The 26,352-nt window shown below is 38.2% G+C and carries 25 protein-coding genes, 5 pseudogenes and 1 other annotated feature; of the genes and pseudogenes, 24 read left to right on the top strand and 6 right to left on the bottom strand.

All coding sequences use genetic code 11. The features are described 5' to 3' along the window. Positions 1-65 precede the first annotated feature (65 nt). The 7 genes from AN957_RS11720 to AN957_RS11750 all read left to right on the top strand — a co-directional run bounded on the left by AN957_RS11720 (position 66) and on the right by AN957_RS11750 (position 7,950). On the top strand, positions 66-863 hold the full coding sequence (locus AN957_RS11720; RefSeq protein WP_053475737.1) for a TIGR00282 family metallophosphoesterase: 798 nt from the start codon (positions 66-68) through the stop codon (positions 861-863). Positions 864-1,351: 488 nt separating this feature from the next. Continuing rightward, positions 1,352-1,612, top strand: coding sequence for a stage V sporulation protein SpoVS (gene spoVS, locus AN957_RS11725; protein WP_009791522.1), 261 nt, complete (start codon positions 1,352-1,354; stop codon positions 1,610-1,612). A gap of 162 nt (positions 1,613-1,774) precedes the next feature. Then, complete coding sequence (locus tag AN957_RS11730; protein ID WP_053475738.1) at positions 1,775-2,704, top strand: dipeptidase; 930 nt, start codon at positions 1,775-1,777, stop codon at positions 2,702-2,704. 314 nt (positions 2,705-3,018) lie between these two features. Beyond that, on the top strand, positions 3,019-4,755 hold the full coding sequence (locus AN957_RS11735; RefSeq protein ID WP_053475739.1) for a 2-oxoacid:acceptor oxidoreductase subunit alpha: 1,737 nt from the start codon (positions 3,019-3,021) through the stop codon (positions 4,753-4,755). Next, the gene (locus AN957_RS11740) at positions 4,756-5,622 is read left to right on the top strand and encodes a 2-oxoacid:ferredoxin oxidoreductase subunit beta (RefSeq protein ID WP_053475740.1); all 867 of its coding nucleotides are present in this window, start codon (positions 4,756-4,758) and stop codon (positions 5,620-5,622) included. It abuts the gene before it with no gap. A 350-nt stretch (positions 5,623-5,972) separates the two neighbouring features. Then, positions 5,973-7,517, top strand: a complete 1,545-nt coding sequence (gene miaB / locus AN957_RS11745; RefSeq protein ID WP_053475741.1) for a tRNA (N6-isopentenyl adenosine(37)-C2)-methylthiotransferase MiaB — start codon at positions 5,973-5,975, stop codon at positions 7,515-7,517. A 1-nt stretch (position 7,518) separates the two neighbouring features. After that, the gene (locus AN957_RS11750; RefSeq protein ID WP_056684210.1) at positions 7,519-7,950 is read left to right on the top strand and encodes a YlbF/YmcA family competence regulator; all 432 of its coding nucleotides are present in this window, start codon (positions 7,519-7,521) and stop codon (positions 7,948-7,950) included. Between the two features lie 578 nt (positions 7,951-8,528). Here the strand turns inward: AN957_RS11750 and AN957_RS11755 are convergent. From AN957_RS11755 to AN957_RS11765, 3 genes are all read right to left on the bottom strand, one after another. After that, entirely contained in the window at positions 8,529-8,885 is a 357-nt protein-coding gene (locus AN957_RS11755) for a hypothetical protein (RefSeq protein ID WP_053475743.1), read from the bottom strand. 208 nt (positions 8,886-9,093) lie between these two features. Next, positions 9,094-9,393 (bottom strand): hypothetical protein, encoded by a 300-nt coding sequence (locus tag AN957_RS11760; protein ID WP_053475744.1) that lies wholly within the window; start codon positions 9,391-9,393, stop codon positions 9,094-9,096. Positions 9,394-9,426: 33 nt separating this feature from the next. Further along, complete coding sequence (locus AN957_RS11765) at positions 9,427-9,822, bottom strand: hypothetical protein (protein ID WP_056684213.1); 396 nt, start codon at positions 9,820-9,822, stop codon at positions 9,427-9,429. A gap of 363 nt (positions 9,823-10,185) precedes the next feature. On the opposite strand from AN957_RS11765, the gene AN957_RS11770 reads away from it, so the two are divergent. The 8 genes from AN957_RS11770 (at position 10,186) to AN957_RS28820 (ending at position 18,779) form a co-directional block, all read left to right on the top strand. Then, a complete protein-coding gene (locus AN957_RS11770; protein WP_053475746.1) occupies positions 10,186-10,734 on the top strand; it encodes an outer spore coat protein CotE in 549 nt (182 codons plus the stop codon). Between the two features lie 98 nt (positions 10,735-10,832). After that, positions 10,833-11,462 (top strand): LysE family translocator, encoded by a 630-nt coding sequence (locus tag AN957_RS11775; protein WP_053477509.1) that lies wholly within the window; start codon positions 10,833-10,835, stop codon positions 11,460-11,462. A 97-nt stretch (positions 11,463-11,559) separates the two neighbouring features. Beyond that, positions 11,560-12,177: a PH domain-containing protein gene (locus AN957_RS11780; RefSeq protein WP_053475747.1), complete on the top strand. Its 618-nt coding sequence runs from the start codon at positions 11,560-11,562 to the stop codon at positions 12,175-12,177. A gap of 126 nt (positions 12,178-12,303) precedes the next feature. Then, entirely contained in the window at positions 12,304-14,907 is a 2,604-nt protein-coding gene (mutS, locus tag AN957_RS11785) for a DNA mismatch repair protein MutS (protein ID WP_053475748.1), read from the top strand. A 27-nt stretch (positions 14,908-14,934) separates the two neighbouring features. Next, entirely contained in the window at positions 14,935-16,809 is a 1,875-nt protein-coding gene (gene mutL, locus AN957_RS11790) for a DNA mismatch repair endonuclease MutL (RefSeq protein WP_053475749.1), read from the top strand. Between the two features lie 144 nt (positions 16,810-16,953). Next, positions 16,954-17,221 (top strand) — a binding site (T-box leader). 97 nt (positions 17,222-17,318) lie between these two features. Next, the gene (locus AN957_RS28810; RefSeq protein ID WP_281176496.1) at positions 17,319-17,957 is read left to right on the top strand and encodes an amino acid--tRNA ligase-related protein; all 639 of its coding nucleotides are present in this window, start codon (positions 17,319-17,321) and stop codon (positions 17,955-17,957) included. 38 nt (positions 17,958-17,995) lie between these two features. Next, complete coding sequence (locus AN957_RS28815; protein ID WP_281176529.1) at positions 17,996-18,091, top strand: amino acid--tRNA ligase-related protein; 96 nt, start codon at positions 17,996-17,998, stop codon at positions 18,089-18,091. Continuing rightward, positions 18,084-18,779, top strand: a complete 696-nt coding sequence (locus AN957_RS28820) for an amino acid--tRNA ligase-related protein (protein WP_281176498.1) — start codon at positions 18,084-18,086, stop codon at positions 18,777-18,779. Before AN957_RS28815 ends, AN957_RS28820 begins: the two co-directional genes overlap by 8 nt. 154 nt (positions 18,780-18,933) lie before the next feature. Here the strand turns inward: AN957_RS28820 and AN957_RS11800 are convergent. After that, positions 18,934-20,066: pseudogene (locus AN957_RS11800) on the bottom strand (IS3 family transposase). 166 nt (positions 20,067-20,232) lie between these two features. Between AN957_RS11800 and AN957_RS27665 the strand changes: the two are divergent. Both AN957_RS27665 and AN957_RS11815 read left to right on the top strand, forming a co-directional pair. Beyond that, complete coding sequence (locus AN957_RS27665; protein WP_156341138.1) at positions 20,233-20,391, top strand: hypothetical protein; 159 nt, start codon at positions 20,233-20,235, stop codon at positions 20,389-20,391. Positions 20,392-20,531: 140 nt separating this feature from the next. Further along, a complete protein-coding gene (locus AN957_RS11815) occupies positions 20,532-20,831 on the top strand; it encodes a hypothetical protein (protein ID WP_056684220.1) in 300 nt (99 codons plus the stop codon). Between the two features lie 160 nt (positions 20,832-20,991). On the opposite strand, the gene asd is transcribed toward AN957_RS11815, so the two are convergent. Beyond that, positions 20,992-21,795, bottom strand: a complete 804-nt coding sequence (gene asd, locus AN957_RS11820; protein ID WP_056684223.1) for an archaetidylserine decarboxylase — start codon at positions 21,793-21,795, stop codon at positions 20,992-20,994. Between the two features lie 298 nt (positions 21,796-22,093). On the opposite strand from asd, the pseudogene AN957_RS29140 reads away from it, so the two are divergent. After that, positions 22,094-22,231 (top strand): annotated as a pseudogene (locus AN957_RS29140) (pyridoxal 5'-phosphate synthase glutaminase subunit PdxT); the annotation flags it as partial. Between the two features lie 31 nt (positions 22,232-22,262). Here AN957_RS29140 and AN957_RS29145 read toward each other — a convergent pair. Beyond that, positions 22,263-22,415, bottom strand: a pseudogene (locus tag AN957_RS29145) (MocR-like pyridoxine biosynthesis transcription factor PdxR); the annotation flags it as partial. A 222-nt stretch (positions 22,416-22,637) separates the two neighbouring features. Here AN957_RS29145 and folB point away from each other — a divergent pair. The 6 genes and pseudogenes from folB to AN957_RS11850 all read left to right on the top strand — a co-directional run bounded on the left by folB (position 22,638) and on the right by AN957_RS11850 (position 26,053). Beyond that, positions 22,638-23,015 (top strand): annotated as a pseudogene (gene folB, locus AN957_RS11830) (dihydroneopterin aldolase). Positions 23,016-23,063: 48 nt separating this feature from the next. Beyond that, complete coding sequence (locus AN957_RS11835; RefSeq protein ID WP_056684228.1) at positions 23,064-23,750, top strand: MOSC domain-containing protein; 687 nt, start codon at positions 23,064-23,066, stop codon at positions 23,748-23,750. Positions 23,751-23,867: 117 nt separating this feature from the next. Then, positions 23,868-24,563: a YggS family pyridoxal phosphate-dependent enzyme gene (locus AN957_RS11840; RefSeq protein ID WP_056684231.1), complete on the top strand. Its 696-nt coding sequence runs from the start codon at positions 23,868-23,870 to the stop codon at positions 24,561-24,563. A 107-nt stretch (positions 24,564-24,670) separates the two neighbouring features. Further along, positions 24,671-24,814 (top strand): annotated as a pseudogene (locus tag AN957_RS28480) (3-phosphoserine/phosphohydroxythreonine transaminase); the annotation flags it as partial. Positions 24,815-25,267: 453 nt separating this feature from the next. Then, positions 25,268-25,594: an antibiotic biosynthesis monooxygenase family protein gene (locus tag AN957_RS11845; protein ID WP_056684235.1), complete on the top strand. Its 327-nt coding sequence runs from the start codon at positions 25,268-25,270 to the stop codon at positions 25,592-25,594. A gap of 222 nt (positions 25,595-25,816) precedes the next feature. After that, positions 25,817-26,053: a thioredoxin family protein gene (locus tag AN957_RS11850; protein WP_056684238.1), complete on the top strand. Its 237-nt coding sequence runs from the start codon at positions 25,817-25,819 to the stop codon at positions 26,051-26,053. The last annotated feature ends 299 nt before the right edge of the window (positions 26,054-26,352 follow it).

A 26,352-nucleotide genomic window follows, 5' to 3' on the forward strand; every position in this document is an offset into this window, starting at 1 on the left:
GGGTGGGAAGATAGAGAATGTGATACAATAAATAGAAGAAATACATATAAAGAAAGGGCAGTACAATGAATATTTTGTTTGTAGGGGATGTTGTCGGTTCACAAGGTCGTGAGATGATTACAGAATATGTCCCGAAGCTTAAAGAGAAATACCGTCCTCAAATTACGATTATTAATGGCGAAAATGCGGCAGGCGGCAAAGGAATAACGGAAAAAATTTATCGTGGATTTTTAGAGGCTGGAGCACAAGCAGTGACTCTTGGGAACCATACATGGGATAATAGAGAAATCTTCGAATTTATCGATGAGGCAAAATATTTAGTAAGACCAGCAAACTTTCCAGCTGAGAATCCTGGAAAGGGAATTGTTTATCTTAAATTTAATACAGAGGAAATTGCAGTAATAAGTTTGCAAGGAAGAACGTTCATGCCTTCTATTGATTGTCCATTCAAAAAGGCGGATGAATTAATTCAAGAAGCAAAAAAGAGAACGTCGATAATCTTTGTAGACTTTCATGCTGAAGCAACGAGCGAGAAGCAAGCGATGGGCTGGTATTTAGATGGGAGAGTGTCTGCAGTTGTAGGCACACATACACATGTACAAACAGCTGATAATCGGATCTTACCACAAGGAACAGCCTATTTAACAGATGTAGGTATGACTGGACCATATGACGGGATCTTAGGCGTTGAAAGGGATGCAGTGTTAAAAAGGTTTTTAACAAACTTGCCTGTGCGATTTGAAGTTCCAAAAGAAGGACGTAAGCAGTTAAGTGCAGTGTTAATCGAAATTGACAAAGCCAGCGGAAAAGCAAAAAAAATTAATCGTATATTAATTAATGATGATCATCCGTTTTTTTCATAATAGCAAGACTGGATCCGATAGCAATTTAGGCAATCGGATTCAGTCTTTTTTTATATCCCAATATTGTGAATAACTATGGGTAAATTAGTTTCTCGTACTTTCGGACTTCGTTTAAGCAATGAATTAAGTCAATAACGCAGATTAACGGGCTGCAAGTTTCAACTTTCAGGAGTTATAGGAATAAACATTCTAAGTGGAGAATTTAACAGCTCGTAATAGCCCGATTGGTACAACTAACAATCAGTATGGGTTGAAGGATAACCCACACTGACCGAGTTTCACTTTATTTTGTCCAAGCCGGAATATGTGATTTAAGAACTGAATATAGTAGCAATGGAATGATTTATACTGACGTGTTCATTTCCGATAAGGCATTATCTAAAAACACGCCCTATTCTAAGTGAAAGAATATCACTGAAATGGGATTATAGCTGTCTTTAAGAAGAGGTTATGGGCACGCGGGAGGGGAAAACAAGGAGGAGCTAGGAATGGAAATATTAAAAGTTTCAGCAAAATCTAATCCTAATTCTGTAGCAGGTGCTCTTGCAGGTGTTCTGCGTGAAAGAGGCGGTGCCGAGATCCAAGCGATTGGTGCAGGTGCATTAAACCAGGCGGTAAAGGCAGTAGCAATTGCAAGAGGATTTGTAGCGCCTAGCGGAGTGGATTTGATTTGTATCCCTGCATTTACAGATATTAAAATTGATGGGGAAGAACGAACCGCAATAAAACTAATCGTTGAACCTAGGTAATTACGTAAGGCAGCAGGAGATGTTTCTCGGAAATGATCTATTCTTTTTTCAAAATAGAGAAATATATTGTAATCAACTATAGATGACCTGTTTGCCATAAAAGCAAGCGGGTTCTTTTTTTCATAATCAGGTCTTAACATAGATGAAAGGATCAAAATATAGATGAAAATATTTGATGCCCATTGTGACGTCCTTTACAAAATGTTTTTAGACTCAACTATTAATTTTAACGATTCTGAAAAACTTGAAGTCAATTTAAATGGGATGAAATCAGGGGGGGTAAAAGTGCAATGTTTTGCTATATTTATACCTGATTCTGTCCATCCCGATATGCGATTTAATGCAGCACTATATATGATTGAGCTCTTTTATGAAAAGATAATTAAGCCTTTCTCACAAATACGTGTGATTTCGAATCGGATAGATCTCGAAAATCTTGCAGCGGATGAAATAGGTGCTATATTAACTTTAGAAGGATGCGATGCCATTGGCTATGATTTAGTCAAATTAAAAACGCTACTCAGATTAGGTGTTACTTCAATTGGGCTAACATGGAATTATAGCAATTATGTTTCTGATGGGATCCTTGAAGAAAGAGGTGCAGGATTATCAACCTTTGGGAAAAAAGTAGTCAGCATTTTGAATACGACCCAAACATGGTGTGATGTTTCCCACCTCTCTGAACGTGGATTCTGGGATGTGATCGAATACAGTGACTATCCATTTGCTTCCCATTCGAATTGTTATTCGCTTTGTCCAAATCCCCGTAATTTAATGAATGATCAGATTGAAGCACTTATTGATCGTGACAGTGTAATAGGGATTACGTTTGTCCCTGAATTTTTAACAAGCAGAAAAACGGCAACAGTGACTGATGTATTAAGACATCTTGAATATGTCTGTTCACTTGGAGGAGAAGAGCATGTCGGCTTCGGATCAGATTTTGATGGAACCAATGGAAAGCTGCCAAAAGGCTTAATGAATGTGAAGGACTTTCACCAATTAATGAATGAGTTGGTAAAATATTATTCTAGTATACAAGTGGAGAATTTTATGTATAGAAACTTTATTAGAAGATATCCGAGAAAATGAAAATGAATAGATAGCTAATAGATTTATCATTACGAAAAAGTAGGAAGTTTAATCGATCATTTGGCAATCAAAATGGCATAAATCTATTATTGTTTAATTAGTTGTAAAATATTCATATTTTCGACAATAATTAGTATGAAAGGGTTGCTTTTTTTTAGACTTAGGTCTAGAATTGAAAGCGTTTAGTACCCATTCAAAATCCTTAATAAAAGGTTGTTCTTTATATCGTAAATAAGGTTTCTGAAAGAGTGCTACACTTTAATTATTATATTGTTTTTACATATTTTTCTAACGTATCTAAAGGGGTGTAAGTCATGATCAATCAACTTTCGTGGAAAGTTGGCGGGCAACAAGGGGAAGGTATTGAAAGTACTGGTGAAATTTTTGCCATTGCATTGAACCGATTAGGCTACTACTTGTATGGTTACCGCCATTTCTCATCTCGTATTAAAGGCGGTCATACGAACAATAAGATTCGTGTAAGCACAACACAAGTTCGTTCCATTTCAGACGATCTTGATATTTTGGTAGCATTCGACCAAGAAACAATCGATTTGAACTACAAAGAGCTCCATGAAAAAGGTGTTATTATTGCGGATGCAAAGTTCAACCCAATAAAGCCAGAAGATACTAAAGCATCGATGTTTGCGGTTCCATTTACGGAATTAGCGACGGAATTAGGTACATCCCTTATGAAAAACATGGTTGCTGTTGGTGCAACATGTGCAGTCTTAAATTTAGATATTAACGTTTTTAAGGAAGTTGTGCAAGAAATTTTTGGACGTAAGGGTCAGCAAGTAGTTGAAAAAAATATGGAAGCCATTAAGTCAGGCTTTGATAATATGCAAGAACATCTAGAAAATACGGCAGAATTAATGGAACTTGAGAAAGCAGACGGGAAGAAACGTATGTTTATGATTGGTAACGATGCGATTGCGCTTGGCGCATTGGCAGGCGGGTGCCGCTTCATGGCTGCTTATCCAATTACTCCTGCTTCCGATATTATGGAATATTTAATTAAAAAGCTTCCTCCAGTTGGCGGAGCAGTGATTCAGACTGAAGATGAAATTGCTGCAGTAACAATGACTATTGGAGCTAACTATGGTGGAGTACGTGCACTAACTGCATCATCAGGCCCTGGACTTTCATTAAAAATGGAAGCGATCGGCTTATCTGGTATTACGGAAACTCCGCTTGTCATTGTTGATACACAGCGTGGGGGGCCATCAACAGGTCTGCCAACAAAGCAGGAGCAATCCGATTTAATGGCTATGATTTATGGTACACATGGTGAGATTCCGAAGATTGTTATGGCACCAAGTACTGTTCAAGAAGCATTCTATGATACAGCAGAAGCATTTAATCTTGCTGAAGAATACCAATGTCCAGTCATTGTTTTATCTGACCTTCAATTATCTTTAGGTAAACAAACTGTAGAACCTCTTGAATATGATAAAGTAGAAATTCGCCGCGGAAAGTTAGTGACAGAAGAATTGCCTGAAATTGAAAATAAAGGTTACTTTAAACGTTATGAAGTAACAGAGGATGGCGTTTCTCCAAGAACGATACCTGGAATAAAAAATGGTATACACCATGTAACTGGTGTTGAACATGATGAACAGGGCAAGCCGTCCGAATCTGCAGCCAATCGAAATGCACAAATGGACAAGCGCTTCCGTAAAATTGAAAATATTAAATTCGATACTCCTGTTTATAAAAACGCTCCACATGAAGAAGCAGACATTTTGATTGTTGGCTTCAATTCAACTCGCGGAGCAATTGAAGAAGCAATGGGCCGTTTGGAAAAAGACGGATTAAAGGTGAATCATGCACATATCCGTTTAATTTATCCATTCCCATCTAATGAATTACTGCCCCTCGTAAATTCAGCGAAAAAGATCGTGGTTGTTGAAAATAATGCGACTGGGCAATTGGCAAATATGATTAAGATGAACGTCGGAAATGCTGAAAAAATTACAAAGATGTTAAAGTACGACGGAAATCCATTCTTGCCGCATGAAATTCATACAAGATGCAAGGAGTTGGTCTAAATGGCAACATTTAAAGATTTTCGTAATAGTGTAAAACCAAACTGGTGTCCCGGCTGTGGAGACTTCTCCGTTCAAGCTGCGATCCAGCGTGCTGCAGCAAATGTAGGACTAGAACCTGAAAACTTAGCTGTTATTTCTGGAATTGGATGTTCAGGCCGTATTTCAGGATATATTAATTCTTATGGATTACATGGTATCCACGGACGTTCACTCCCAATCGCAACGGGTGTGAAAATGGCTAACCGAGACTTAACGGTTATCGCTTCTGGCGGTGATGGCGATGGATATGCAATCGGTATGAGCCACACAATCCATGCGATTCGCCGAAATGTAAATATCACATATATTGTTATGGATAACCAAATCTATGGTTTAACAAAAGGACAAACATCACCAAGGTCAGCTACAGGCTTCAAAACGAAGTCAACACCTGAAGGTTCCATTGAACAAGCAATTGCTCCAATGGAAATGGCATTAACTGCTGGTGCGACATTTGTTGCCCAAAGCTTCTCTACTGACCTTAAGGATCTGACGGCATTAATCGAAGCTGGTATTAAACATGAAGGCTTCTCTTTAATTAACGTGTTTAGCCCTTGTGTTACTTATAATAAAGTGAACACTTATGACTGGTTTAAAGAGAATTTAACAAAATTAAGTGATGTTGAAGGCTATGATTCTTCTAATAAATCAATGGCTATGCAAACTTTAATGAAGCATAATGGCTTAGTAACTGGACTTATTTATCAAGATACAGAGCGTAAATCTTATCAAGAGCTGCTAAATGGCTATTCAGAAGCTCCGTTAGTTGACGCGGACTTAACTCTAGATCAAGCACATTTTGATAAACTTGTTGACGAATTTATGTAAGAAAATGAAGATAGCCCAGGGTAAATTCCTGGGTTATTTTTTATGAACGCTTTCTAAGATTGTTCTTTAATAACTTTTATTATATGTGATAATCGTCACGTTCAAATTAGATGAATTCGTATAATATTATTATTTGTGAATAGGTACATACCATTTGTTTGAATTGAATTTACAGCAGCGAGTGATCAATAGTCCCATAGGAGGATTTCTATTGTTTTCAATGCATAAAGGCTTTATACTATAATAATGTGTGTAGTTAATCTTAATTACGATAATATTTTTTATTATAAAAGCTTAGGTATTCCAATAGATTTTCTCGCAGGTACAAAAGAGAGAAAGGGGACAAAAAAATGAATGAAAAACAACGACTAGAAGGTCAACAAGTGCAAACAGCTAATCCATCGGACAAAAAATCCGAAAAGGATTATAGCAAATATTTTGAAGCGGTGTATACTCCTCCATCCTTAAAGGAAGCGAAGAAGCGCGGAAAAGAAGAAGTAGCCTATCATAAGGATTTTGATATTCCACAAGAATTTCATGGGATGGGAAATGGACGAAAGTTCTATATCCGTACGTATGGCTGTCAAATGAACGAGCATGATACGGAAGTTATGGCGGGGATTTTCCTAGGACTAGGCTATGAACCGACCGATACTGTAGAGGATGCAAATGTAATATTATTAAATACATGTGCAATCCGTGAAAATGCAGAGAATAAAGTCTTTGGTGAGCTTGGTCACTTAAAGCACTTGAAAAAAGAAAAACCAGACTTGCTTCTAGGTGTATGTGGATGTATGTCCCAGGAAGAGTCAGTAGTTAACAAAATTTTAAAAACGTATAATCAAGTAGATATTATCTTTGGAACACATAATATTCATCGCCTGCCAAACATATTGCATGAAGCATATATGTCAAAGGAAATGGTTGTAGAAGTATGGTCTAAAGAAGGAGATGTTATTGAAAACCTTCCGAAGGTTCGTCAAGGAAATATTAAAGCATGGGTTAATATTATGTATGGCTGTGATAAGTTCTGTACGTATTGTATTGTTCCTTATACACGTGGAAAAGAGCGCAGTCGCCGTCCCGAAGATATCATTCAAGAGGTTAGACAATTAGCTGCACAAGGATATCAAGAGATAACCCTTCTTGGACAAAATGTGAATGCATACGGGAAAGACTTTGAAGATATTCAATATGGTCTAGGGGATCTAATGGATGAAATTCGTAAAATTGATATTCCACGTATCCGTTTTACAACCAGTCATCCTCGCGATTTTGATGATCAATTAATTGAAGTATTGGCAAAAGGCGGAAATCTCGTTGAACATATTCATCTGCCAGTTCAATCTGGATCAAATGAAGTTCTTAAAATCATGGCACGTAAATATACGAGAGAACATTATTTAGAGCTTATTCGTAAAATCAAAGCCGCTGTTCCAGGGGCAACATTTACGACTGATATTATTGTTGGCTATCCAAATGAAACGGATGAGCAGTTTGAAGAAACACTTTCACTCTATCGTGAAGTTGGCTATGAAGCTGCTTATACGTTCATCTATTCCCCACGGGAAGGAACACCTGCTGCAAAAATGCAGGATAATGTTCCGATGGAAGTGAAAAAAGAGCGTCTACAGCGTTTAAATGCACTTGTAAATGAGCTTTCTGCTGAAGCGATGAAAAAATATCAAGACCAGATCGTCGAAGTTCTAGTCGAAGGTGAAAGCAAGAATAATCCGGATGTACTCGCAGGATATACAAGAAAAAATAAACTAGTCAACTTTATTGGACCAAAATCAGCTATTGGTAAAATGGTTAAGGTAAAAGTTACTGATGCGAAAACATGGTCCTTAAACGGAGAAATGATAGAAGAACTTAATGCGGTAGAGGTGGAGTAAAATGGCGAAGTATACTAAAGATGACATTATTGCCCGAGCAAGAGAGCTTGCACGAATGATTGCAGAAACTGAAGAAGTAGATTTTTTCAAGCGTGCGGAAGCACAAATCAACGAAAATGAAAAAGTACGTGCGACGATTTCGAATATTAAAGGGTTGCAAAAACAAGCGGTAAACCTACAGCACTTTGGTAAGAAAGAAGCATTGAAAAAAACAGAAGATAAGCTAGAAGCCCTTCAAAATGAATTAGATGAAATTCCAGTTGTTCAGGAATTTAAGCAATCTCAAATTGAAGTGAATGAATTGCTGCAAATGGTTGCTAACACTATTTCCAACACCGTGACCGACGAAGTGATCCTTTCAACAGGTGGAGACTTGTTAAGCGGTGAAACAGGCTCACAAATAAAAAATAGCGATTGCTCACATCATCAATAGAAATGCGGAAGCGCCTTGCTCATTGCCGTACGGACTGGAAGAGCCCTGACTGAGATAAAGGAAACACGATAAGCCAGTAGGCGAATCAATGTTGACTTATCGTAGGGAGGGGATCTGAAGTACGATAGGCGATAGGCGCTGTAGCACAACAGAATTAGAAATGCGGAAGTGCCTTGCTCATCGCCGTACGGACTGGAAGAGCCCTGACTGAGATAAAGGAAACACGATAAGCCAGTAGGCGAATCAATGTTGACTTATCGTAGGGAGGGGATCTGAAGTACGATAGGCGATAGGCGCTGTAGCAAGACAGAATTAGAAATGCGGAAGTGCCTTGCTCATCGCCGTACGGACTGGAAGAGCCCTGACTGAGATAAAGGAAACACGATAAGCCAGTAGGCGAATCAATGTTGACTTATCGTAGGGAGGGGATCTGAAGTACGATAGGCGTTAGGCGCTGTAGCAAGACAGAATTAGAAGTGTGAAACCGCCTTTCTAGCCGGAAAACCCCCTGACATTATGTCAGGGGGTTTCTCTATATAAAAAAGGAGGTATAATCGGCCTGGTTTGGGTTGTGGAGGCTAATTATTTCTAAGCAGTTCAACTGCCCTTAAAAACTCTTTCCGGTACTCTTGCTGTTCTTGTAACGCAGCATTAAGAGTTGAAAGTAGAGACTCATTTAAAATTCTCGTACCATTTTGATTTGAATCATTGCCCAAATAGTTGAGAAGGAAGGTATATACGAGAAGCAAGGTTGAGTAATTATCAACGTAAGTTAAATTGATGGCACGGCCACCCATACCGCCTGCAGCATGGTTATTAATAGAGGGGATACCAGCTTCCGCAGCCATTTCAAGCAGTTCTTCAGGAACCCCAAGTTGTTTGAGCACTTCAGGATCTAATTGTAACTTCTCTTTCTTTTTACTTCTATCAATCATTTTCCATACCTCCCTTCTCCTGGACAATCTGTGGTTCTATTTTACTTAGTTTGGGTAGAGGCTAAACTAGTCGCCTCTGCATTTCTATTAGTCTTGCTGCAGCTTCTAGCCACTCTAGGTCATAAGCCAATCTTCAAGAAAGGCATAGAACACCATATAGCATGATTTGTCTTGTGCTTGGCAGTGCGAACAAGGTGCCTTGGCTTTTCTATGAGTGGTTGCTTTCTACTTGATTTGCGTTGTTCACTGAAATTGCTTGTGAATCACCGCCATTTGCTACGTTGAATTGAGCAGATAGGATTGGAATATTGATTAGTGATGCATTAACTGCAAAACCACCAAGTGAAACTGGTATTTGTACAGGGATGTTTACCTGTGGGCTATTTCCTTGTGCTGCGAAAGTAAAGGCCTTGAAGGCATCTCCGTTGCTGCTGACGCCGTTCACTGCTTCAGGACGATTCTGAACAGGGCTAGTATGATTTTCTTCATAGCATCTATTTGACAACATATTTCTCACCTCCTCCAAAACATTATTTTTTCCTTATTTTTCTTCAGTAGAATTACTACTTGTAAGATCAGTAAGATCTAAGTCAAGTAACGATACACCATTTAGTGAAAGTTTTATTTTCTTATTATCATCAGATGTTTCAAATACTGGCAGCAATTTGCTTAGAGCAGGGATCATATTCTGAACTCCGTTTGAATCTAAAGGATTTTGGTTGAAAATCCCGTTTAAGTTTTTTAGCGGGTTAGCCGCGTTGAATAAGTTTCCGCTCATTGGATTTGCTGATAAGTTACTAAGTTTATTAGAAACAAGTCCGTTTAGTGTCTCCCCTAAATTTTTCGAAATTTTATCCGCAAATTCTCTGGCATTTTCTCCATTTATTTCTTTGCCATTAAAATTTATTTTGAAGTTGGAATTATCTAAGTTGGTCATCCTGATCACCTCCTTCTCGTTAATGTATTATATTGGTGAAAAAGCCAAGCTGTATCCGCGTTTTAATTAGGACAAACATATAATTTTTTGAAATGTTAGCAGGGAGAAACTGACGAAGGTATAAAATATGTTAGACAGCCTTGAGGGCAAAATTTTAAGAAATGGACAATTTTATAGTAATTTACTCCAAGAAATTACCTTAAGATATGTGTTCACTAATTTAGTAATATGGCACATTCGCCCTGAAAAAGCATACTATGGATTATGCCAATACATTTACCTAACATTCATCAAGAAATATCGCACACTAGTCTAATATCCCGCATAGGATGAATTGAAAATGAATGAGGAGGTTCGCTCGCAATGGGAGAATACAGAGAGATAATAACAAAGGCGGTCGTTGCAAAGGGACGAAAGTTTACCCAGTCCAATCATACGATATGCCCTAAACACCATCCGTCAAGCATCCTTGGCTGCTGGATTATAAACCATACGTACGAGGCGAAAAAGGTCGGAAAAACAGTCGAGGTTCGCGGCTACTATGACATTAACGTTTGGTATTCCTTTGATAATAATACGAAAACAGAGGTTGTTACTGAACGTGTTGATTATAAAGATGTCATTAAATTAAAATACCGTGATCCTGATTGCCTTGATGACCACGAAGTAGTAGCACGCGTATTGCAGCAGCCTAACTGCTGTGAATGTGTGATTTCACCAAATGGAAATAAAATTATCGTTCACGTAGAAAGAGAATTTCTCGTTGAAGTGATTGGTGAAACGAAAGTATGTGTAGCTGTTCATCATGATCAATGTGATTGTGATGACGAGGAATGGGGCTTTGATGAAGTTGAAGATGAGGCATTTGAAGATTTAAACCCCGACTTTTTAGTTGGAGATGAAGAAGAGTAATAACTAGGAGGTGTTGCTTCCTAGTTTTTTCTTTTTTGTATTTAATTTTCTGTAAATTTAAATTATAATAGATGGAAAATTCAATAATGGAGGTCATTATCATGGAGAATTATTTTCTATTTATATTCATGGCATTTATGCTGATTATACTGCCTGGGCCAGACACTGCCATTATCACAAAGAATACTATCTCTAAACGTAAAGCTGCAGGGCTACAAACAACAGCGGGTACACTGATAGCATTGCTCATTCATACAATGGCAGCTGTGTTTGGATTATCCGCTCTTATTGTTAAATCAGCTTTTCTCTTTTCTATTCTTAAATATGCAGGTGCCGTATACCTTATTTATCTTGGCTGCAAATCCATCCTTTTTATTATAAAAAAACAGCCGCAAGCTCCTTCAGATCCAGAACAAGTCAATAAATTTGCAAAAGAATCAAACTTCAGGCAAGGATTTTTAACGAATTTACTAAATCCAAAAGTAGCAGTTTTCTTCCTCACCTTTTTGCCTCAATTTGCAGGAAAAGGAGATCATGCATTTTTTGAATTTTTAGCACTAGGATTGACTTACACCTTATTAACATTGATCTGGTTTTTCTTCTATATATACTTAATTCATTTTGTAAGTGATTTTATGAAGAAGCCTACTACGATGAAGGCTGTAGAAGGGCTAACAGGAGCTGTATTAATTCTATTTGGGTTAAAATTAGCTTTGGAAAAAAACTAGTATATAGTTAAAAAGTCCTCATTTGAAATCTATGTATCCCATTATCTTCCTTCACATGCTAAAATATTTAAGTGAAAGAAGTCAAGGGGGTAGGTTTATGTTCAAGAAAGTTGCATCAGACGTATTAGGGTTAAGTGATGTTGGAAGTGTAATTAAGCCTGTTGATTATGACAAAGTAGATGCAGATGATTACGTTCTTCACGAGGACAATGAAAAGATTTACTTCTTAATTAAATCGAAATCTGATGAATACTGCTTTACAAATAAAGCGTTAATTCATTTAGATGGCACGAGCGCAATGAGTAAAAAACGGACTTTAAAACGCTACACATACAAAGAATACACGATTTCAGATGTGATGCTTGAGACTGCAGGCACGGTCGATTTGGATGTAGAGATTAAATTTGTGATCGGTTCTGTCCATTTTTCTATTGATGTTCATAAGAAACATATTGAAGAATTGAAAGATTTATATAAAGCACTCATTCGTATATCGGAAATTTGCCATGATAATGAAGTATCCATGTCTTACGCAGAGAAGAGCTTGGAATTAACTTCAAATACATTCAGCCGTTCAGCAGTTCCTCAGGATAATAATTTCGTAGATAACTTCAGAGTATTAAACGAAACAGCATTTAATTGGCTTATGAATAGCAGAAAGAAATACAATGTAAAAGATTTCGGGTTTGTATTTGAAAAGTATATTAATAATTGATTTGAACAAAGCAGCGGTCTATTTTTTAAGATCCTGCTTTTCTTTGTTTTGAGAAACAAAATTAAATAATACTTATGCTATAATAGGATTATAAAAAAAGTTACATTTGAACATTTGGAGGACACTATGGCAGCTTATACGCCTATGATACAGCAATACTTGAGAGTAAAGGCAGATTACGAGGATGCCTTTTTATTTTTTCGTCTTGGAGATTTTTACGAGATGTTTTTCGATGATGCCATTAAAGCATCACAAGAGCTAGAAATTACATTAACGAGCAGAGAAGGCGGCTCAGAAGACCGAATTCCGATGTGCGGAGTTCCGTATCACTCTGCACCACAATACATTGAACAATTAGTTGATCGTGGATATAAAGTAGCCATTTGTGAACAAACGGAGGATCCGAAACAGGCAAAGGGTGTCGTAAAAAGGGAAGTCGTTCAGTTAATAACGCCGGGAACAATGATGGAAGGCAAGGGCCTTCATGAGAAGGAAAATAATTTTATTGCGACAATCAGTTATTTTGCTGATAACACCTTTGGATTTGCTTACAATGACCTCTCGACTGGAGAAACGAAGGTCACCATGCTTAGCTCAGGTTTTGATGAAGTATTGAATGAACTATCCATTTCAGGTGCGAAAGAACTAATTATTGCCCGGGATTTCAATGGAGATTGGCAGCGGAAAATGAAAGAAAGGTCTATTCTAACCATCTCGTTCGAAGAAGATTGCACGGGTAAAGATAGCTATCAGCCTTTACTTGAGGAGATTAGTCAGGACAAGCTTCATCAAACAACAGCTAGACTATTTAACTATTTATACCGTACACAAAAAAGAAGTTTAGATCACTTACAGAAGGTTTCTACCTATCAAACAAATCAATACATGAAAATTGATTATTTTTCCAAGAGGAACTTGGAGTTAACAGAAACAATTCGTTCTAAAGGGAAAAAGGGATCTTTGCTATGGCTGCTTGATGAAACAAAAACGGCCATGGGTGGTCGGCTTTTAAAGCAATGGGTTGACCGTCCTCTTGTGAATGAGCAGGAAATCATTCGCAGACAAACACTTGTTGAAACCTTAATAGCAGCCTTTTTTGAACGTGAAGAATTAAGAGAGAAGCTGAAAGAAGTCTATGATCTTGAACGCCTTGCTGGCAGAGTAGCATTCGGCAATGTAAATGCGCGTGATTTAGTTCAATTAAGACGTTCATTGCTCCAGATTCCTAATTTGAAAGAAGTACTCAGAAAGCTTTCTAATCATGAAGCGGAAATGCTTGCAGAACGGCTAGATGCCTGTGAAGAGGTTGTCGATCTCCTGGAACGTGCAATTGTAGAAAATCCGCCACTGTCGATTAAAGACGGGAACATGATCAAGGATGGATACCATGAGCAATTGGACCAATATCGTGATGCTACAAGAAATGGGAAAACTTGGATCGCTCAGCTTGAAAAACAGGAGCGGGAAAAAACAGGCATCAAATCTTTGAAGGTCGGTTATAATCGTGTGTTTGGTTATTATATTGAAGTCACGAGAGCAAATTTGCACCTTTTAAAGGAAGGGCAATATGAGCGGAAGCAAACATTAACTAATGCGGAACGTTTTATAACCCCTGATTTAAAAGAAAAAGAAGCACTTATTTTGCAAGCGGAAGAAAAAAGTGTGGAGTTGGAATACCAATTATTTACCTCAGTCCGTGAGCATGTGAAGGAATTTATCCCAAGATTGCAAGCTCTGGCAAAATCAATAAGTGAACTCGATGTCCTGCAATGCTTTGCAACAGTAAGTGAAGAGAGACATTATGTGAAGCCTTCATTCACTAAGGAAAGAAAAATTGTAATTAAGGATGGCAGACACGCAGTTGTTGAGAAGGTTATGAACGCGCAAGAGTATGTGCCTAATGATTGTTATATGGATGCAGATCGTGAAATGCTGCTTATAACGGGACCGAATATGTCTGGTAAAAGTACGTATATGAGACAAATTGCTTTAACTGCTATTTTAGGACAAATTGGCTGCTTCGTCCCTGCATCAGAAGCCATACTGCCTATATTTGATCAAGTATTTACAAGAATTGGCGCAGCAGATGATCTCATCTCCGGTCAAAGTACATTTATGGTAGAGATGCTCGAAGCGCGTAATGCGATTGTTAATGCTACTCAGGATAGCCTTATTCTTTTTGATGAAATAGGCCGTGGAACATCAACCTATGATGGCATGGCGTTAGCACAAGCAATTATCGAATATATTCATAATCGTCTAGGTGCAAAAACTTTATTTTCTACTCATTATCACGAATTGACTGTCTTAGAGGAAGAACTTCCAATGGTCAAAAATGTACATGTCAGTGCAATCGAGCAAAATGGAAAAGTTGTTTTTCTTCATAAAATAAAAGAAGGAGCAGCAGACAGAAGCTATGGAATTCACGTAGCACAGCTTGCTGAGCTTCCTGAAGAGCTGATTACAAGGGCGAATGAAATTTTAGCTAAACTTGAACAGACAGATGAACAGATAAAGCAGCCTTCCACTGTGAAGAATCAGAATAAAATAGCAGAAAAAAATGAGGCCCAGCTTTCCTTCTTTGATGAACCAACTGAAAAGAAAACTGCTGTATTAAGTACGAAAGAAAAACGGATTATTGAAAAAGTCAAAGATATTGATATTTTAGATATGACACCAATGGAAGCACTAAATACGCTATATGAATTACACAAAAAATTAAAAGGGTAAACCTGTTTGAATATGGAGGTGTAGGCAATGTCCAAAATTATTCAGCTAGATGATGCACTCTCAAATAAAATCGCTGCTGGGGAAGTAGTCGAAAGGCCAGCCTCCGTCGTAAAAGAACTAGTGGAAAATTCAATTGATGCCGGCAGCACAATCATTGAAATTGAGACGGAAGAAGCGGGATTAGCAAAAATTCGCATCATTGACAATGGAGATGGAATTGAGGAAGACGATGTAATGACAGCATTCCAACGCCATGCAACTAGTAAAATTAAAGATGAAACAGACCTTTTTCGAATTCGAACGTTAGGGTTCCGTGGTGAAGCCTTGCCAAGTATCGCTTCTGTTTCAAGAATTGAAATGAAAACATCGACAGGTGAGATAGGGACGCGTTTACAGGTTGAGGGTGGAAAAGTGGAAGCTGTTGAAAAAGCTCCTGGACGAAAAGGAACAGATTTAACTGTGTCCGATTTATTCTTCAATACACCAGCACGGCTTAAATATATGAAGACGATTCATACAGAACTTGGAAATATTACCGATGTGGTCAATCGGTTGGCTCTTGCTCATCCGGAAGTTTCCTTTCGCCTCATCCATAATGAACGGAAACTTCTGCATACGAACGGGAACGGGGATGTAAGGCAAGTATTAGCAGCTATATACGGAATGAATATCGTAAAAAAAATGGTGCCGGTCGAAGCCACTTCCCTCGATTTTCATATTAGCGGGTATGCGGCGTTACCTGAAATTACTAGAGCTTCACGGAATTATATTTCCACAATGATCAATGGACGCTTTATCAAAAATTATCCGCTCGCTAAGGCGATTCAAGAGGGGTATCATACATTGCTGCCAATTGGGCGCTACCCAATTGTCCTTTTGAATATTGAGATGGACCCGCTTCTTGTAGATGTGAATGTCCATCCATCTAAAATGGAAGTGCGCCTGAGTAAAGAACAGGAATTAAATGAACTTGTGACGGGTGCAATTAAGAATGCATTTAAGGCACAAGAATTAATTCCCACAGGTTTTACAGAACCTAAAGCGGTTAAGCCGAGAGAGGAACAAATCTTTTTAGAACTGGATCATGTTCCAGTCATTAAACCTATTCGAGAAATGAATATTGACGATTCAAGACCTTCTTATATTCGTGAAAATATGATACAAAATGAGTCGAAGAAAGATATTCTTTCCATCTATTCCAATGAAATGAATGAAGAAAGAGAAATTGCTGCCCATTCGTATGAGTCTGATATGGAAGAAAAATCTTTTGAGGTAAGCAAAGAATCTCATTTTAAACAATTCATTCAGCATCAAGCTTCAAGAGTTCCGCCTCTATACCCAATTGGGCAAATGCATGGGACATATATATTTGCCCAGAATGAGAAGGGACTGTATATCATCGATCAGCATGCGGCCCAAGAACGAATCAAATACGAATATTTTAAAGAAAAGGTTGGCCAGGTGGAAAGTGAGCTCCAAGAAATGCTAATTCCACTAACTTTTGAATACTCAACCGATGACTATATAAAAATTGGTGAGTATAAAGCGGAACTAGAAAAAGTAGGCGTATTCCTCGAGCCATTTGGACACAATAGCTTTATTATTCGTTCCCATCCGCAATGGCTTCCAAAAGGGGAAGAGAAAGAAATCATAGAAGACATGATCGAGCAGCTCCTTTCTATGAAAAGAGTAGATATCAAAAAGCTAAGGGAAGAAGCTGCCATCATGATGAGCTGTAAAGCTTCAATTAAGGCAAATCATCATTTAAGAACTGATGAAATCCAAGCCTTGCTTGATGAACTTAGACACACAACAGACCCATTTACATGCCCGCACGGACGGCCTATCATCATACAGTATTCGATTTATGAGATGGAGAAGATGTTTAAGCGGGTGATGTAGGTTAAAGCAATGGAAAACCCTTGATAAAATAAGGTTTTCTGTTGCTTTTTTTATGAATTCTTCTTAACGACCTATTTGTAATCCTCTATATAGCTATTGACTAAACCAATTATTTAGGCTAAGATATTTTCAATTAATTCGGAATATACGGCTATGAAGAGAAGAGTAATTTTGATTAATTATTTGCAGAGAGCTCCGGTAGGTGGAAAGGAGTAATAATGATCTTAATGAAAAAAGGCTTGGAGCTTTGCACGGATCTAAGAGCGTTCTTAGTGATACTGCGACGGGATCTCCCGTTAAAGAGATAGGGTATAATCAATTATTAAAAAATTGCCGTACCCGAAGAGGTTGATATGGTGATATATCAATAAACTGAGGTGGTACCACGGAGCTATAAACTCTCGTCCTCAAGATGAATAATCTTGGGGGTGGGAGTTTTTTTGTTGTTTTGAAGTATAAAATCGAATGTAAAGACCTACTAAACAAGCTAAAAGACTGGAGTGAAAAGAATGAGTAGTGAACAAACATCTTTTAGAATAGAGAATTTATTGACCTTAAAATCACAGGGGATTCAAGTATATCCTGAAAAGTTTTCTACAAATTGTGAACTTTATGAAGCCACTCAACTTGAAGACGGAACTTCTGGAGTCCGAGTTGCCGGAAGAATAATGAGTATTAGATACTTTAGCAAATTAAGTTTTATTACTATTTCAAATATACAAGGATGCTTACAACTTCTTTTGAAAAAGGATGAGATTGGCGATGAACCTTTTAATCAATTTCATAATTTATTGGATATAGGAGATTTTATCGGTGTAGATGGACGTATGTATACGACTAAAACGAATGAGAAAACACTTCGTATTGAAAGCTATGTGTTTCTTGGGAAGGCGTTGCGTCCGCTTCCAGAAAAATGGCACGGTTTAAGCAATGTTGAACTACGATATAGACAGCGTTATTTAGATTTAATGATGACAAGAGAGACACAAAATCGTTTACTAGCCAGATCCAAAATGGTTCGTGCCATTCGCAGATTCTTTGAGGACAACGAATTCTTAGAAGTAGAAACACCAGTTTTACAGCATTCTTCATCAGGGGCTTTAGCTAAACCTTTAAGGACATATCATTACTCTTTAGAACAGAATTAAATTTACGGATTGCACCTGAAACCTATTTAAAAAGGTTAATTGTAGGTGGTTTTACCAAAGTATTTGAATTTGCAAAGTGTTTTAGGAACGAGGGGATAAGTCCTCAACATCTTCAAGAATTTTACAATGGTTGAAGGATATGCGGCATACTGGAATTATGAGGATACAATGAAATTAATGCGTGATATGGTTCTGTTTGTTCTGGCTCAAACCTTTAATACAACTACCATTACCATTCAAGGCCAAACGATAGACTTTTCGATAGAATGGGACATTGTCACTTTCAAAGATTTAATCTTAAAAGACACAGGGGTTGATATAGACCTTTTTCCTGATGTGAAAAATTTATATCAAGAAACGTTGAGGAAAAATATTAACTTAGGACAATTAGATATTGAATCTCTAGGAAGAGGTAATTATATTGATCATCTATACAAGAAAATGTGTCGACCAAAATTAGTTAAACCTACATTTTTAATTAAACACCCTATTGATTTATCCCCATTAGCTAGAGCCAATGATCTAAACCCTGCTTTATCAGACCGGTTCCAATTAGTTGTGAATGGTGCAGAAATTATTAATGCATATTCAGAGTTGGTTGACCCACTCGAACAAAGAAGACGGCTGGAGGCTCAAGCCCATCTTAAAAGTAATGGAGATTTAGAAGCTATGGAAATGGATGAAGATTATCTAACAGCAATGGAATATGGGATGCCCCCTATTTCTGGTTGGGGATTTGGAATTGAACGCCTTTTAATGGTACTTACGGATAGTGATACAATTAAAGATTGTGTTTTATTTCCATTAACTAAAAAAATATAGCTTTCCCTCAATATAAGATTCGATATTTAGACAAAGTTGAGAGTATAAAGACAGTTACAAAGTAAATATAGAACAAAAAGTTATAAGGAAATTGTTTTTTCTTTAATTAAAGGGTAGCGTTGATTTACGATTTGGAAAAGTTAAGTCCCATTCCTTATGCTGCTCGGCATAATGTTTCTACTTCATCTGGTGTTAAATAGTTTATTGCGCCATGAATTCGCTTTCGGTTGTACCAGCTTTCAATGTAAGTAAATAAGGCTACTTTTGCAGTTTCAAAGTCCAGATATCGGTTCCTATAAACCTCTTCTTTTTTCAATGTTGCATGAAATGATTCCATACATGCATTGTCATACGGACAACCTTTTCGACTAAACGATTGAATGAATCCATGTTGCTTTAACTGCTTTTGGAATGCTTCACTCGTATATTGTGTGCCTAAATCCGTATGCAAAATAACCCCTTCATTAGGGTCTTGATTTTGAATGGCATTGTCTAGTGCTTGTGTAACCAATTCAACCGTCATTTGTCGGGCAAAGTTATATCCTACGATTTTCTTAGAATGAAGGTCTAGCACTGAAGCTAAGTAACACCAGCCATCTTTATGTGTGTGAATATATGTAATATCAGCTACCCATTTCTCATTAATAGAGGTTGTTTGAAAATCCTGCTCTAATCTGTTTTCACGTTCTTCTATAAGACTTTAAAATGATGCAGGACGATATTTTTTAACAATAATAGAACGAACTCCAGCCTGTTTCATTAAGCGTTGTACACGTTTGATGCTCACCTGAAATCCTTCTTTACGCAATAAGTAATGAATTTTAGGAGCTCCATAACGACCCTTACTTGCTTTATGGATTTCTCGGATACGTTTGGTTATTTCCTCATTTTCTATTTGATAGGCCGAAGGCATTTTATGGGCAGCTTGATAATAAGTACTTTTAGGCAACTTTAATACACGACACATGGTTTGAACAGGATAGTGTGCCTTTTCTTCATTGATATGTTCGATAATTTCTTGATCCATTACTTTTTCGCGAATATGGTCATAGCCTTTTTTAATATTTCTACCTCTTGTTTTAAACGTAAATTTTCTTTTTGAATAGCTGCGATTTCAGCGGGTGTTAATGACTCATTTCCCCCAATAGGAGAATGCACTTTAATCCATTTATAAATAGTTACTTCTGAGACACCATATTCGCTAGCAAGCTGGTTGACGGGAGTACCAGCACGATAAAGTTCAACAATCGTTTCTTTGAATTCTTGATTGTAACGTTTTTGTTTCATAACGGACACGTCCTCTCTTAATTTCTAGGATAAGGACTTAACTAAAATGTGTCCATACTTCTATACTAGCTCCATAGTTGAAGTTGAGGGTGTATTAACTTCAATAAATACTTCCTATAATAAGTTTAGGATTTCGACTACTACTATCGGAGAAATTAGTGGGAAAATGTCTACAGAGATGTTTAAAGAATTAAAAAAGAATAACAATCTTCAATTTAGGGTTCCAAGTGCAATAAAAGCAATGATTAAGAAGGAATTTGTGACTGATTACTTAGAAGAATATTATGAAAGGTATACTCTGATGCAATTCGAGCCGCCTGAATAATTAAGCTGGTTCGTTAATGAAATTTTCATTTTACTGGTTTTCTGTCTGCAGAAATGAATTAAAACAATATTATAGTATTGTATTCCATATAGCACACACACCAAATAAAATATTTGAGTTGTAGTCGACGGGAGATCCGATTGATTTTGGCTTTTTATACGGGGATTACGCAAAATGTGGACGATCTGTTGCAGAGCCATAACGTCCGCACCATGCTTGCGAACAGTGAGTCTATTGTCATGCTGAATCAAGCCAGTACAAATCGCAGAGAATTGGCGGAACTGCTTAATATCTCGGACATGCAGCACTCCTACATCACGAATGTAGATGTGGGGAATGGTTTGATGAAGATCGGAAGTTCTCTTGTACCGTTTGCCGACAAGTTTCCGCGTAATACGAAGCTGTATCGTTTGATGACGACAAAGCCTGGAGAAGCATAATTAAAACAACGAAAGCGGTTGGTTTCGACAAAAACCAGCCGCTTTCTTTACCTTGCAAGCATCCATTTGAGCAGGCATAACGTGTATTGCTCCCAACTCCATTCTGAGACGCTTTTGTTGAGTATATAAATTTACGTTGTTAGTTGCCCGCATCCGTTTTCTATCCGTTCTGAAAGCCTGCTCCCCAATAACCAAGTGGTTCACCTACACGTACCTGGGTTCCTAAACATAGCTCTTGGAGAAACTCGAAATCTCCGTTCTCAACGAAAAGAACAACAGTTGACCCGAACTCGAAATAAGCAAGCTCATCGCCTTTATTGAGATGGATCGCGAGCGAGTTCGTATACTTGATACTGCTTACGTTCATTGCACCGACTTTAACGATAGATAAAACGCCGTATTGATGCCTCATATAAGTGATCAGTCGCTCGTTACGACTTAATACTTTGTTCATATGCTTTAACCCAAACTCGTTTACGGGATACGCTCTTCCCAAAATATGGTTCTTCGCAATGATCGTTCCGGTAACCGGTGAGTGAACGCGATGATAATTAGCTGGACTCAAATAAAGTACAATAAAGAAACCTCCGCGATATCTGTTAAAGGTTGGAGCAGAACCCAATAGCTCGTCCGTAGTATAATTTTGGCCTTTAACATGGATTATGCTTTTTTCGTCTATTCGGCCTATTCCGGTAATGGTGGCATCCACGGGACTGACTAACGCGGCGTTATTTTGATCAATCGGACGAATGCCGTCCTTCAAACGTCGAATAAAAAACTCATTTAATGACTGATAAGCTTTCAAAGGCTTTTCAGCATCCTCGGTATGAATCCCGTACGCTCTCGAATACCAGAAAAGAAGCCAGCGGCTGGCTCTTGTTTTAGTAAATGACCCGATCAACTTTGAGGACCATTTATGAGATGTCAGTTCAGTTAACGTATGAAATAAACGTCGAATCGCCATAAGTATCGCCAACTTTTCTTTGATTATAAAATGATTTAAGAAGCATTATAGTATAAGATTTCAAGCCGCATCAATTATGATTTGCCTATCGTAATGATAGGCTTGCTAGAATCATAGGAAAAAACTATTGTTTTTATAATATTAACGGAATAGTCTTATCATAAATTCGATATTATACTCAACTTATGATCTTGTAACGAAATTTCCATATTTAAAGCAAATAAATAGCATGCAGGCAATAATGGAAACGAAAATAGGCGTTTTAGCACTGCAAGGGGCAGTGGACGAGCATCTGAACATGATTCATGAAGTTGGTGCAGTTGGCATCGCCATTAAAAGAAAAGAACAATTAACCGGTATAGATGGCATCATTATTCCTGGAGGTGAAAGTACAACAATAGGGAAAATGATGAGGAAATATGGGTTTATCGAGGAGATTCGATCGCTTGCTACGTCTGGAAAACCTATATTTGGAACCTGCGCAGGGACACTCCCAACTGCTGAGCGAGCTCGAGTGGGAGTTGCCCTGGTTTCCAGACTCCATTGTTAATATGATCGATGGCCTGATCGAGCAGTTGTTGCCACAGGGGTCTTTTATCGTCCCGGTTTACTTTCAGCAATTTGATCCCCCGTATAGAATGAAGTGAAATTAGCGCTATTTTTGGATTGCTTGAATACATAATTTTGGACGCGTGCAGTATGTCATCGATGCTGTATTGGAGACGGTGGCGCTCGCTTCTCGGTTTTAAGGCAGGTGATTAAAAAAGTTGTCGAAGGTTCACCAGTTGGATAGCAGCAATGGCAGCCAGAAGAACCTTAAAAGAACTGAGGAGTGAGCCATTTTGGATAAAATGATTTTTAGAAAAATTGAGTTCTTTGGTCGTCATGGATTGTTGCCTGAAGAAAACCGTTTGGGTCAAAAATATGTTGTCGATGTAGTTTTATATCTCGATTTGTCTCCCGCAGGGGTGGCGGATGATTTTGAGTTGACGATAAATTATGCCGATTTGTATGAGGTGATTAAAAAAGTAGTCGAGGGTCCACCAGTTGCCTTGGTATAAACTTTGGCAGAAAACATTGCATCCACCCTTCTAGATTCGTACTCCAGGATCGGTGAGGTTACGATTCGTGTGACCAAGCCGAACCCTCCGGTTGCTATTCTTTTTTCAGGGCTTGCTATTGAGATTCATCGTGAACGAATGCAGGAACGTGGTATATAGTCGCATCAGTAAACTTGTTGATCAAAATCTTTGAGAGAGGTGATTCAAATGGCATCTATTGAAATTTTTTCATTAAATGTGGGCATGCCAAGGGAGGTCCAGTTTCAGCAGAAAGACGTTTCTACGGGGATATTTAAGAAAGCTACAGACGAAGCTTTGTATTTATCTTATCTAAACTTTGAAGGGGATGGGCAGGGGGATCTCGTTCATCATGGAGGCAGGGAGAAGGCTGTATGCGTCTATCCTTATGAACACTATCCATTTTGGGAAAATGAATTGAATAGACCGTTAGAGTACGGGTCCTTAGGGGAAAATTTAACGATAAAAGGCTTGTTGGAAACTGATGTCTGCATTGGGGACGTTTTTGAGCTTGGTAAAGCAATCGTTCAAGTTAGTCAGCCGAGACAGCCTTGTTACAAGTTGACGATCAGGCATGGTGTACCGGATATGCTCTTGAAGGTGCAGCAAACGGGCTACACGGGATTTTACTTCCGCGTTCTGGCAGAGGGTGTCGTCTCTATTGACGACGGACTATCGCTTCTTCATCGTCATCCTAAGGAAATTACGGTTTCATTTGCCAATCGGATTATGCACCGAGAGAAGGATAATATCGAGGGCATCAAACAAATCCTCGAAGTAGAAGAATTGTCCTTGAATTGGAGGAATACGTTTCTAAAACGTTTGGCGGGAACCGAGACGGATTCTCGAGAAAGACTAACAGGTAACAACACGTAAGGCAATGAATCTGCAACGATTTGAAGAAAAATAGTGATGACAGAATGAACACCGCTTTTGGCTTTTCAGTCAGAAGTTTTGAAAGGAACAAGCTACCCGTAAGATAGGAGTGATCCAATGAATCTACAAGATCGTCTGTCCAAGGTCGAACATCGCATCCGTGAAGCTTGCGGGCGATGCGGCAGAAGCGAAAAGGAGATCCAGATTATAGCTGTGACGAAATATACGACGATGGAAACAGTGGAGCAAGTATTGTTGTCTGGTATAGGCCATGTCGGCGAAAGCCGTACGCAAGAAGCTCAATCTAAATGGGAGGCCTTCCATCCACGAGGAATGTGGCATTTTATCGGTCATTTGCAAACCAATAAAGTAAAAGATGTTATCGGTAAATTCGAGTATATACATTCATTAGACCGCTTATCCTTGATGAAAGAAATAGAGAAGAAGGCTGCTGATTTGAATGTCGTTGTAAATTGCTTTATTCAGGTTAACGTTTCGGGGGAGGAGAGTAAACAAGGACTTTCTCCGGAAGTGTTATTTACATTTGCCCAGGAAGTTTCACGGATGAAACAGATTCGAGTCGTGGGGTTAATGACGATGGCCCCTTACGAGCTCAATACTGAAGTGACTAGACCGGTTTTTAGAGAATTGAAACGATTACGCGATGAACTTAATGCAAGAGATATTTTTTCCTATCCCGTGCAACATCTTTCCATGGGGATGTCCAATGATTTCGAAGTTGCGATCGAAGAAGGGGCTACCTGGTTGAGGCTTGGATCGGTATTAGTTGGAAAGGAGGCACATGAATCATGATGAAAATGGAAAGTCGCTTGGCCCAAATCGGATCGCAGAACGATCCTCAGACCGCAGCGGTAAGCTTCATCCAGTCCGGAAATTGAGAATAAGTTAAGTTGCTTGTTGAACTGGAGCAAGAAGGGTTCATGGGATTAAAAGGCCATCGGGATGCGGGGCATCTCCGTGCTTCCATTTATAATGCGGTACCTTATGAGCATTGCAAAGCACTGGCTGATTTTCTGACTGAGTTCCAAAAGAGGAACGGCTGAATAACCATTATGTGTACCTATGATAACGATAAGCAATTTGAGATTGATCATACCCATATCCTTTTTTATAATCTAAATTAAGTAGCAAATGTACAGAAACAATAAAGTTGTTCAAAAATAAAAAAGTCGTTTAAAAGTTAATAAAGTTATTTAAAAAGGCTGTATTCGTAAAGATGTTGTTTTTCGTAAAAGTCCAAAAGCCGACTACTAAAAATGGTTGTTTAGCGGTACTTATTGCGTATGCACAGCACTTTTCTCAAAGTGATTAATGAAATTTAACGTTTTTATTATCTTTTGAATCATTATTTTGATTTAAATAGCAAAAATGTTTGAGAAAAGAGCCTTTAAAAATGAGAGCCGATACTTAAAAATAGTGTCGGCTTTTTCTGATTAAGGTATAATAATTGTAAGAATTTTCATCCGAATATTGAGCAGTAAGGAGCGTGGTTAGAGATGAGTAACATTGCAAATACATATAAATTACCTTATTATGCAGTTGTCTTTGCTTCTGAGCGAACAGAAGGTGACAATGGTTATGGTGTAATGGCAGCAAAAATGGTTGAATTAGCAAGTAAACAAAAAGGATATTTAGGTGTCGAAAGTGCAAGAGATTCAGATTTGGGCATTACCGTTTCTTACTGGAAAACACTCGAGGATATTACTGCTTGGAAAGCAAATGCAGCTCACCAAATCGCTCAAGAACGTGGAAAAAAAGAGTGGTATAGTCGATTCACATTACGTGTATGTAAAGTAGAACGTGATTATCTATTTGAAATGTAATGTAAGGTAAGGGGTAAAAGTTGAGATTAGGTAACCGAATTAAACAACTTTATTATTCATTTTTGAAGTAGTCAAAATTTGTATCTGATAATTTTTTAACAACTTTAAAGAGCTTTACTACATACGAATTGTAGTAAAGCTCTTATTGTTCTACATCAAAATTAAACGACTTTATTAGCTCTATACAGCAAAGCTACATTAAAAACGAAGGAGTGAATGTCAATGGCACAAGCAGTTTTTTATCATGCAGGTTGTCCAGTTTGTGTAGATGCAGAGCAAGTGGTGGTTGATTATCTTGACAAATCGAAAATTACTACGGAGATTGTGCATCTCGGTACAGCACAAAACCGGATTGAAGAAGCGGAGAAGGCAGGTGTTAAATCCGTTCCAGCTTTGGTGATTGACGGAAATGTATATCATATCAATTTTGGTGCAAGTCTCGAGGATGTAAAAAGTTAAACATTGCAAAAGAGGGTGCCCTAAGCGGCACCTTCTTTTGTCAACACATTTCATTGGATCTGCTTTTATCCGACTTATTTTGAATGTAATATTAAGAGACATCTATCCCGCTGTTACGGGGCACCGTCAGAGGTAAGCAAAATGAATATGGAAGGTAAGACTGATCCTCAGCATCGAAAGGATAATCGCTCAGCGTGCATCGGCATGGCCTTGTTCCGAATGTCCCAGGCGATCAAAAAAGTAACGCAAGCCGAGAGCGATACTCTGGGATTATCCCCTGTACAAATCTAGGCACTGCT

This window comes from Cytobacillus solani (assembly GCF_001420595.1).
Lineage (GTDB): Bacteria > Bacillota > Bacilli > Bacillales > Cytobacillaceae > Cytobacillus > Cytobacillus solani.

Bases quoted from the DNA above. Each gene is read 5' to 3' on its own strand.
- AN957_RS11845 (WP_056684235.1), top strand. From the start codon at position 25,268: ATGAGTAACATTGCAAATACATATAAATTACCTTATTATGCAGTTGTC.
- AN957_RS11760 (WP_053475744.1), bottom strand. From the start codon at position 9,393: ATGTTGTCAAATAGATGCTATGAAGAAAATCATACTAGCCCTGTTCAG.
- AN957_RS11850 (WP_056684238.1), top strand. From the start codon at position 25,817: ATGGCACAAGCAGTTTTTTATCATGCAGGTTGTCCAGTTTGTGTAGAT.
- mutS (WP_053475748.1), top strand. From the start codon at position 12,304: ATGGCAGCTTATACGCCTATGATACAGCAATACTTGAGAGTAAAGGCA.
- AN957_RS11740 (WP_053475740.1), top strand. From the start codon at position 4,756: ATGGCAACATTTAAAGATTTTCGTAATAGTGTAAAACCAAACTGGTGT.
- AN957_RS11780 (WP_053475747.1), top strand. From the start codon at position 11,560: ATGTTCAAGAAAGTTGCATCAGACGTATTAGGGTTAAGTGATGTTGGA.
- miaB (WP_053475741.1), top strand. From the start codon at position 5,973: ATGAATGAAAAACAACGACTAGAAGGTCAACAAGTGCAAACAGCTAAT.
- AN957_RS11735 (WP_053475739.1), top strand. From the start codon at position 3,019: ATGATCAATCAACTTTCGTGGAAAGTTGGCGGGCAACAAGGGGAAGGT.
- AN957_RS11840 (WP_056684231.1), top strand. From the start codon at position 23,868: ATGAATCTACAAGATCGTCTGTCCAAGGTCGAACATCGCATCCGTGAA.
- AN957_RS28810 (WP_281176496.1), top strand. From the start codon at position 17,319: ATGAGTAGTGAACAAACATCTTTTAGAATAGAGAATTTATTGACCTTA.
- AN957_RS11730 (WP_053475738.1), top strand. From the start codon at position 1,775: ATGAAAATATTTGATGCCCATTGTGACGTCCTTTACAAAATGTTTTTA.
- AN957_RS28820 (WP_281176498.1), top strand. From the start codon at position 18,084: ATGGTTGAAGGATATGCGGCATACTGGAATTATGAGGATACAATGAAA.
- AN957_RS11770 (WP_053475746.1), top strand. From the start codon at position 10,186: ATGGGAGAATACAGAGAGATAATAACAAAGGCGGTCGTTGCAAAGGGA.
- AN957_RS11720 (WP_053475737.1), top strand. From the start codon at position 66: ATGAATATTTTGTTTGTAGGGGATGTTGTCGGTTCACAAGGTCGTGAG.
- mutL (WP_053475749.1), top strand. From the start codon at position 14,935: ATGTCCAAAATTATTCAGCTAGATGATGCACTCTCAAATAAAATCGCT.
- AN957_RS11765 (WP_056684213.1), bottom strand. From the start codon at position 9,822: ATGACCAACTTAGATAATTCCAACTTCAAAATAAATTTTAATGGCAAA.
- spoVS (WP_009791522.1), top strand. From the start codon at position 1,352: ATGGAAATATTAAAAGTTTCAGCAAAATCTAATCCTAATTCTGTAGCA.
- AN957_RS11835 (WP_056684228.1), top strand. From the start codon at position 23,064: ATGGCATCTATTGAAATTTTTTCATTAAATGTGGGCATGCCAAGGGAG.
- AN957_RS11750 (WP_056684210.1), top strand. From the start codon at position 7,519: ATGGCGAAGTATACTAAAGATGACATTATTGCCCGAGCAAGAGAGCTT.
- AN957_RS27665 (WP_156341138.1), top strand. From the start codon at position 20,233: ATGTCTACAGAGATGTTTAAAGAATTAAAAAAGAATAACAATCTTCAA.
- AN957_RS11755 (WP_053475743.1), bottom strand. From the start codon at position 8,885: ATGATTGATAGAAGTAAAAAGAAAGAGAAGTTACAATTAGATCCTGAA.
- asd (WP_056684223.1), bottom strand. From the start codon at position 21,795: ATGGCGATTCGACGTTTATTTCATACGTTAACTGAACTGACATCTCAT.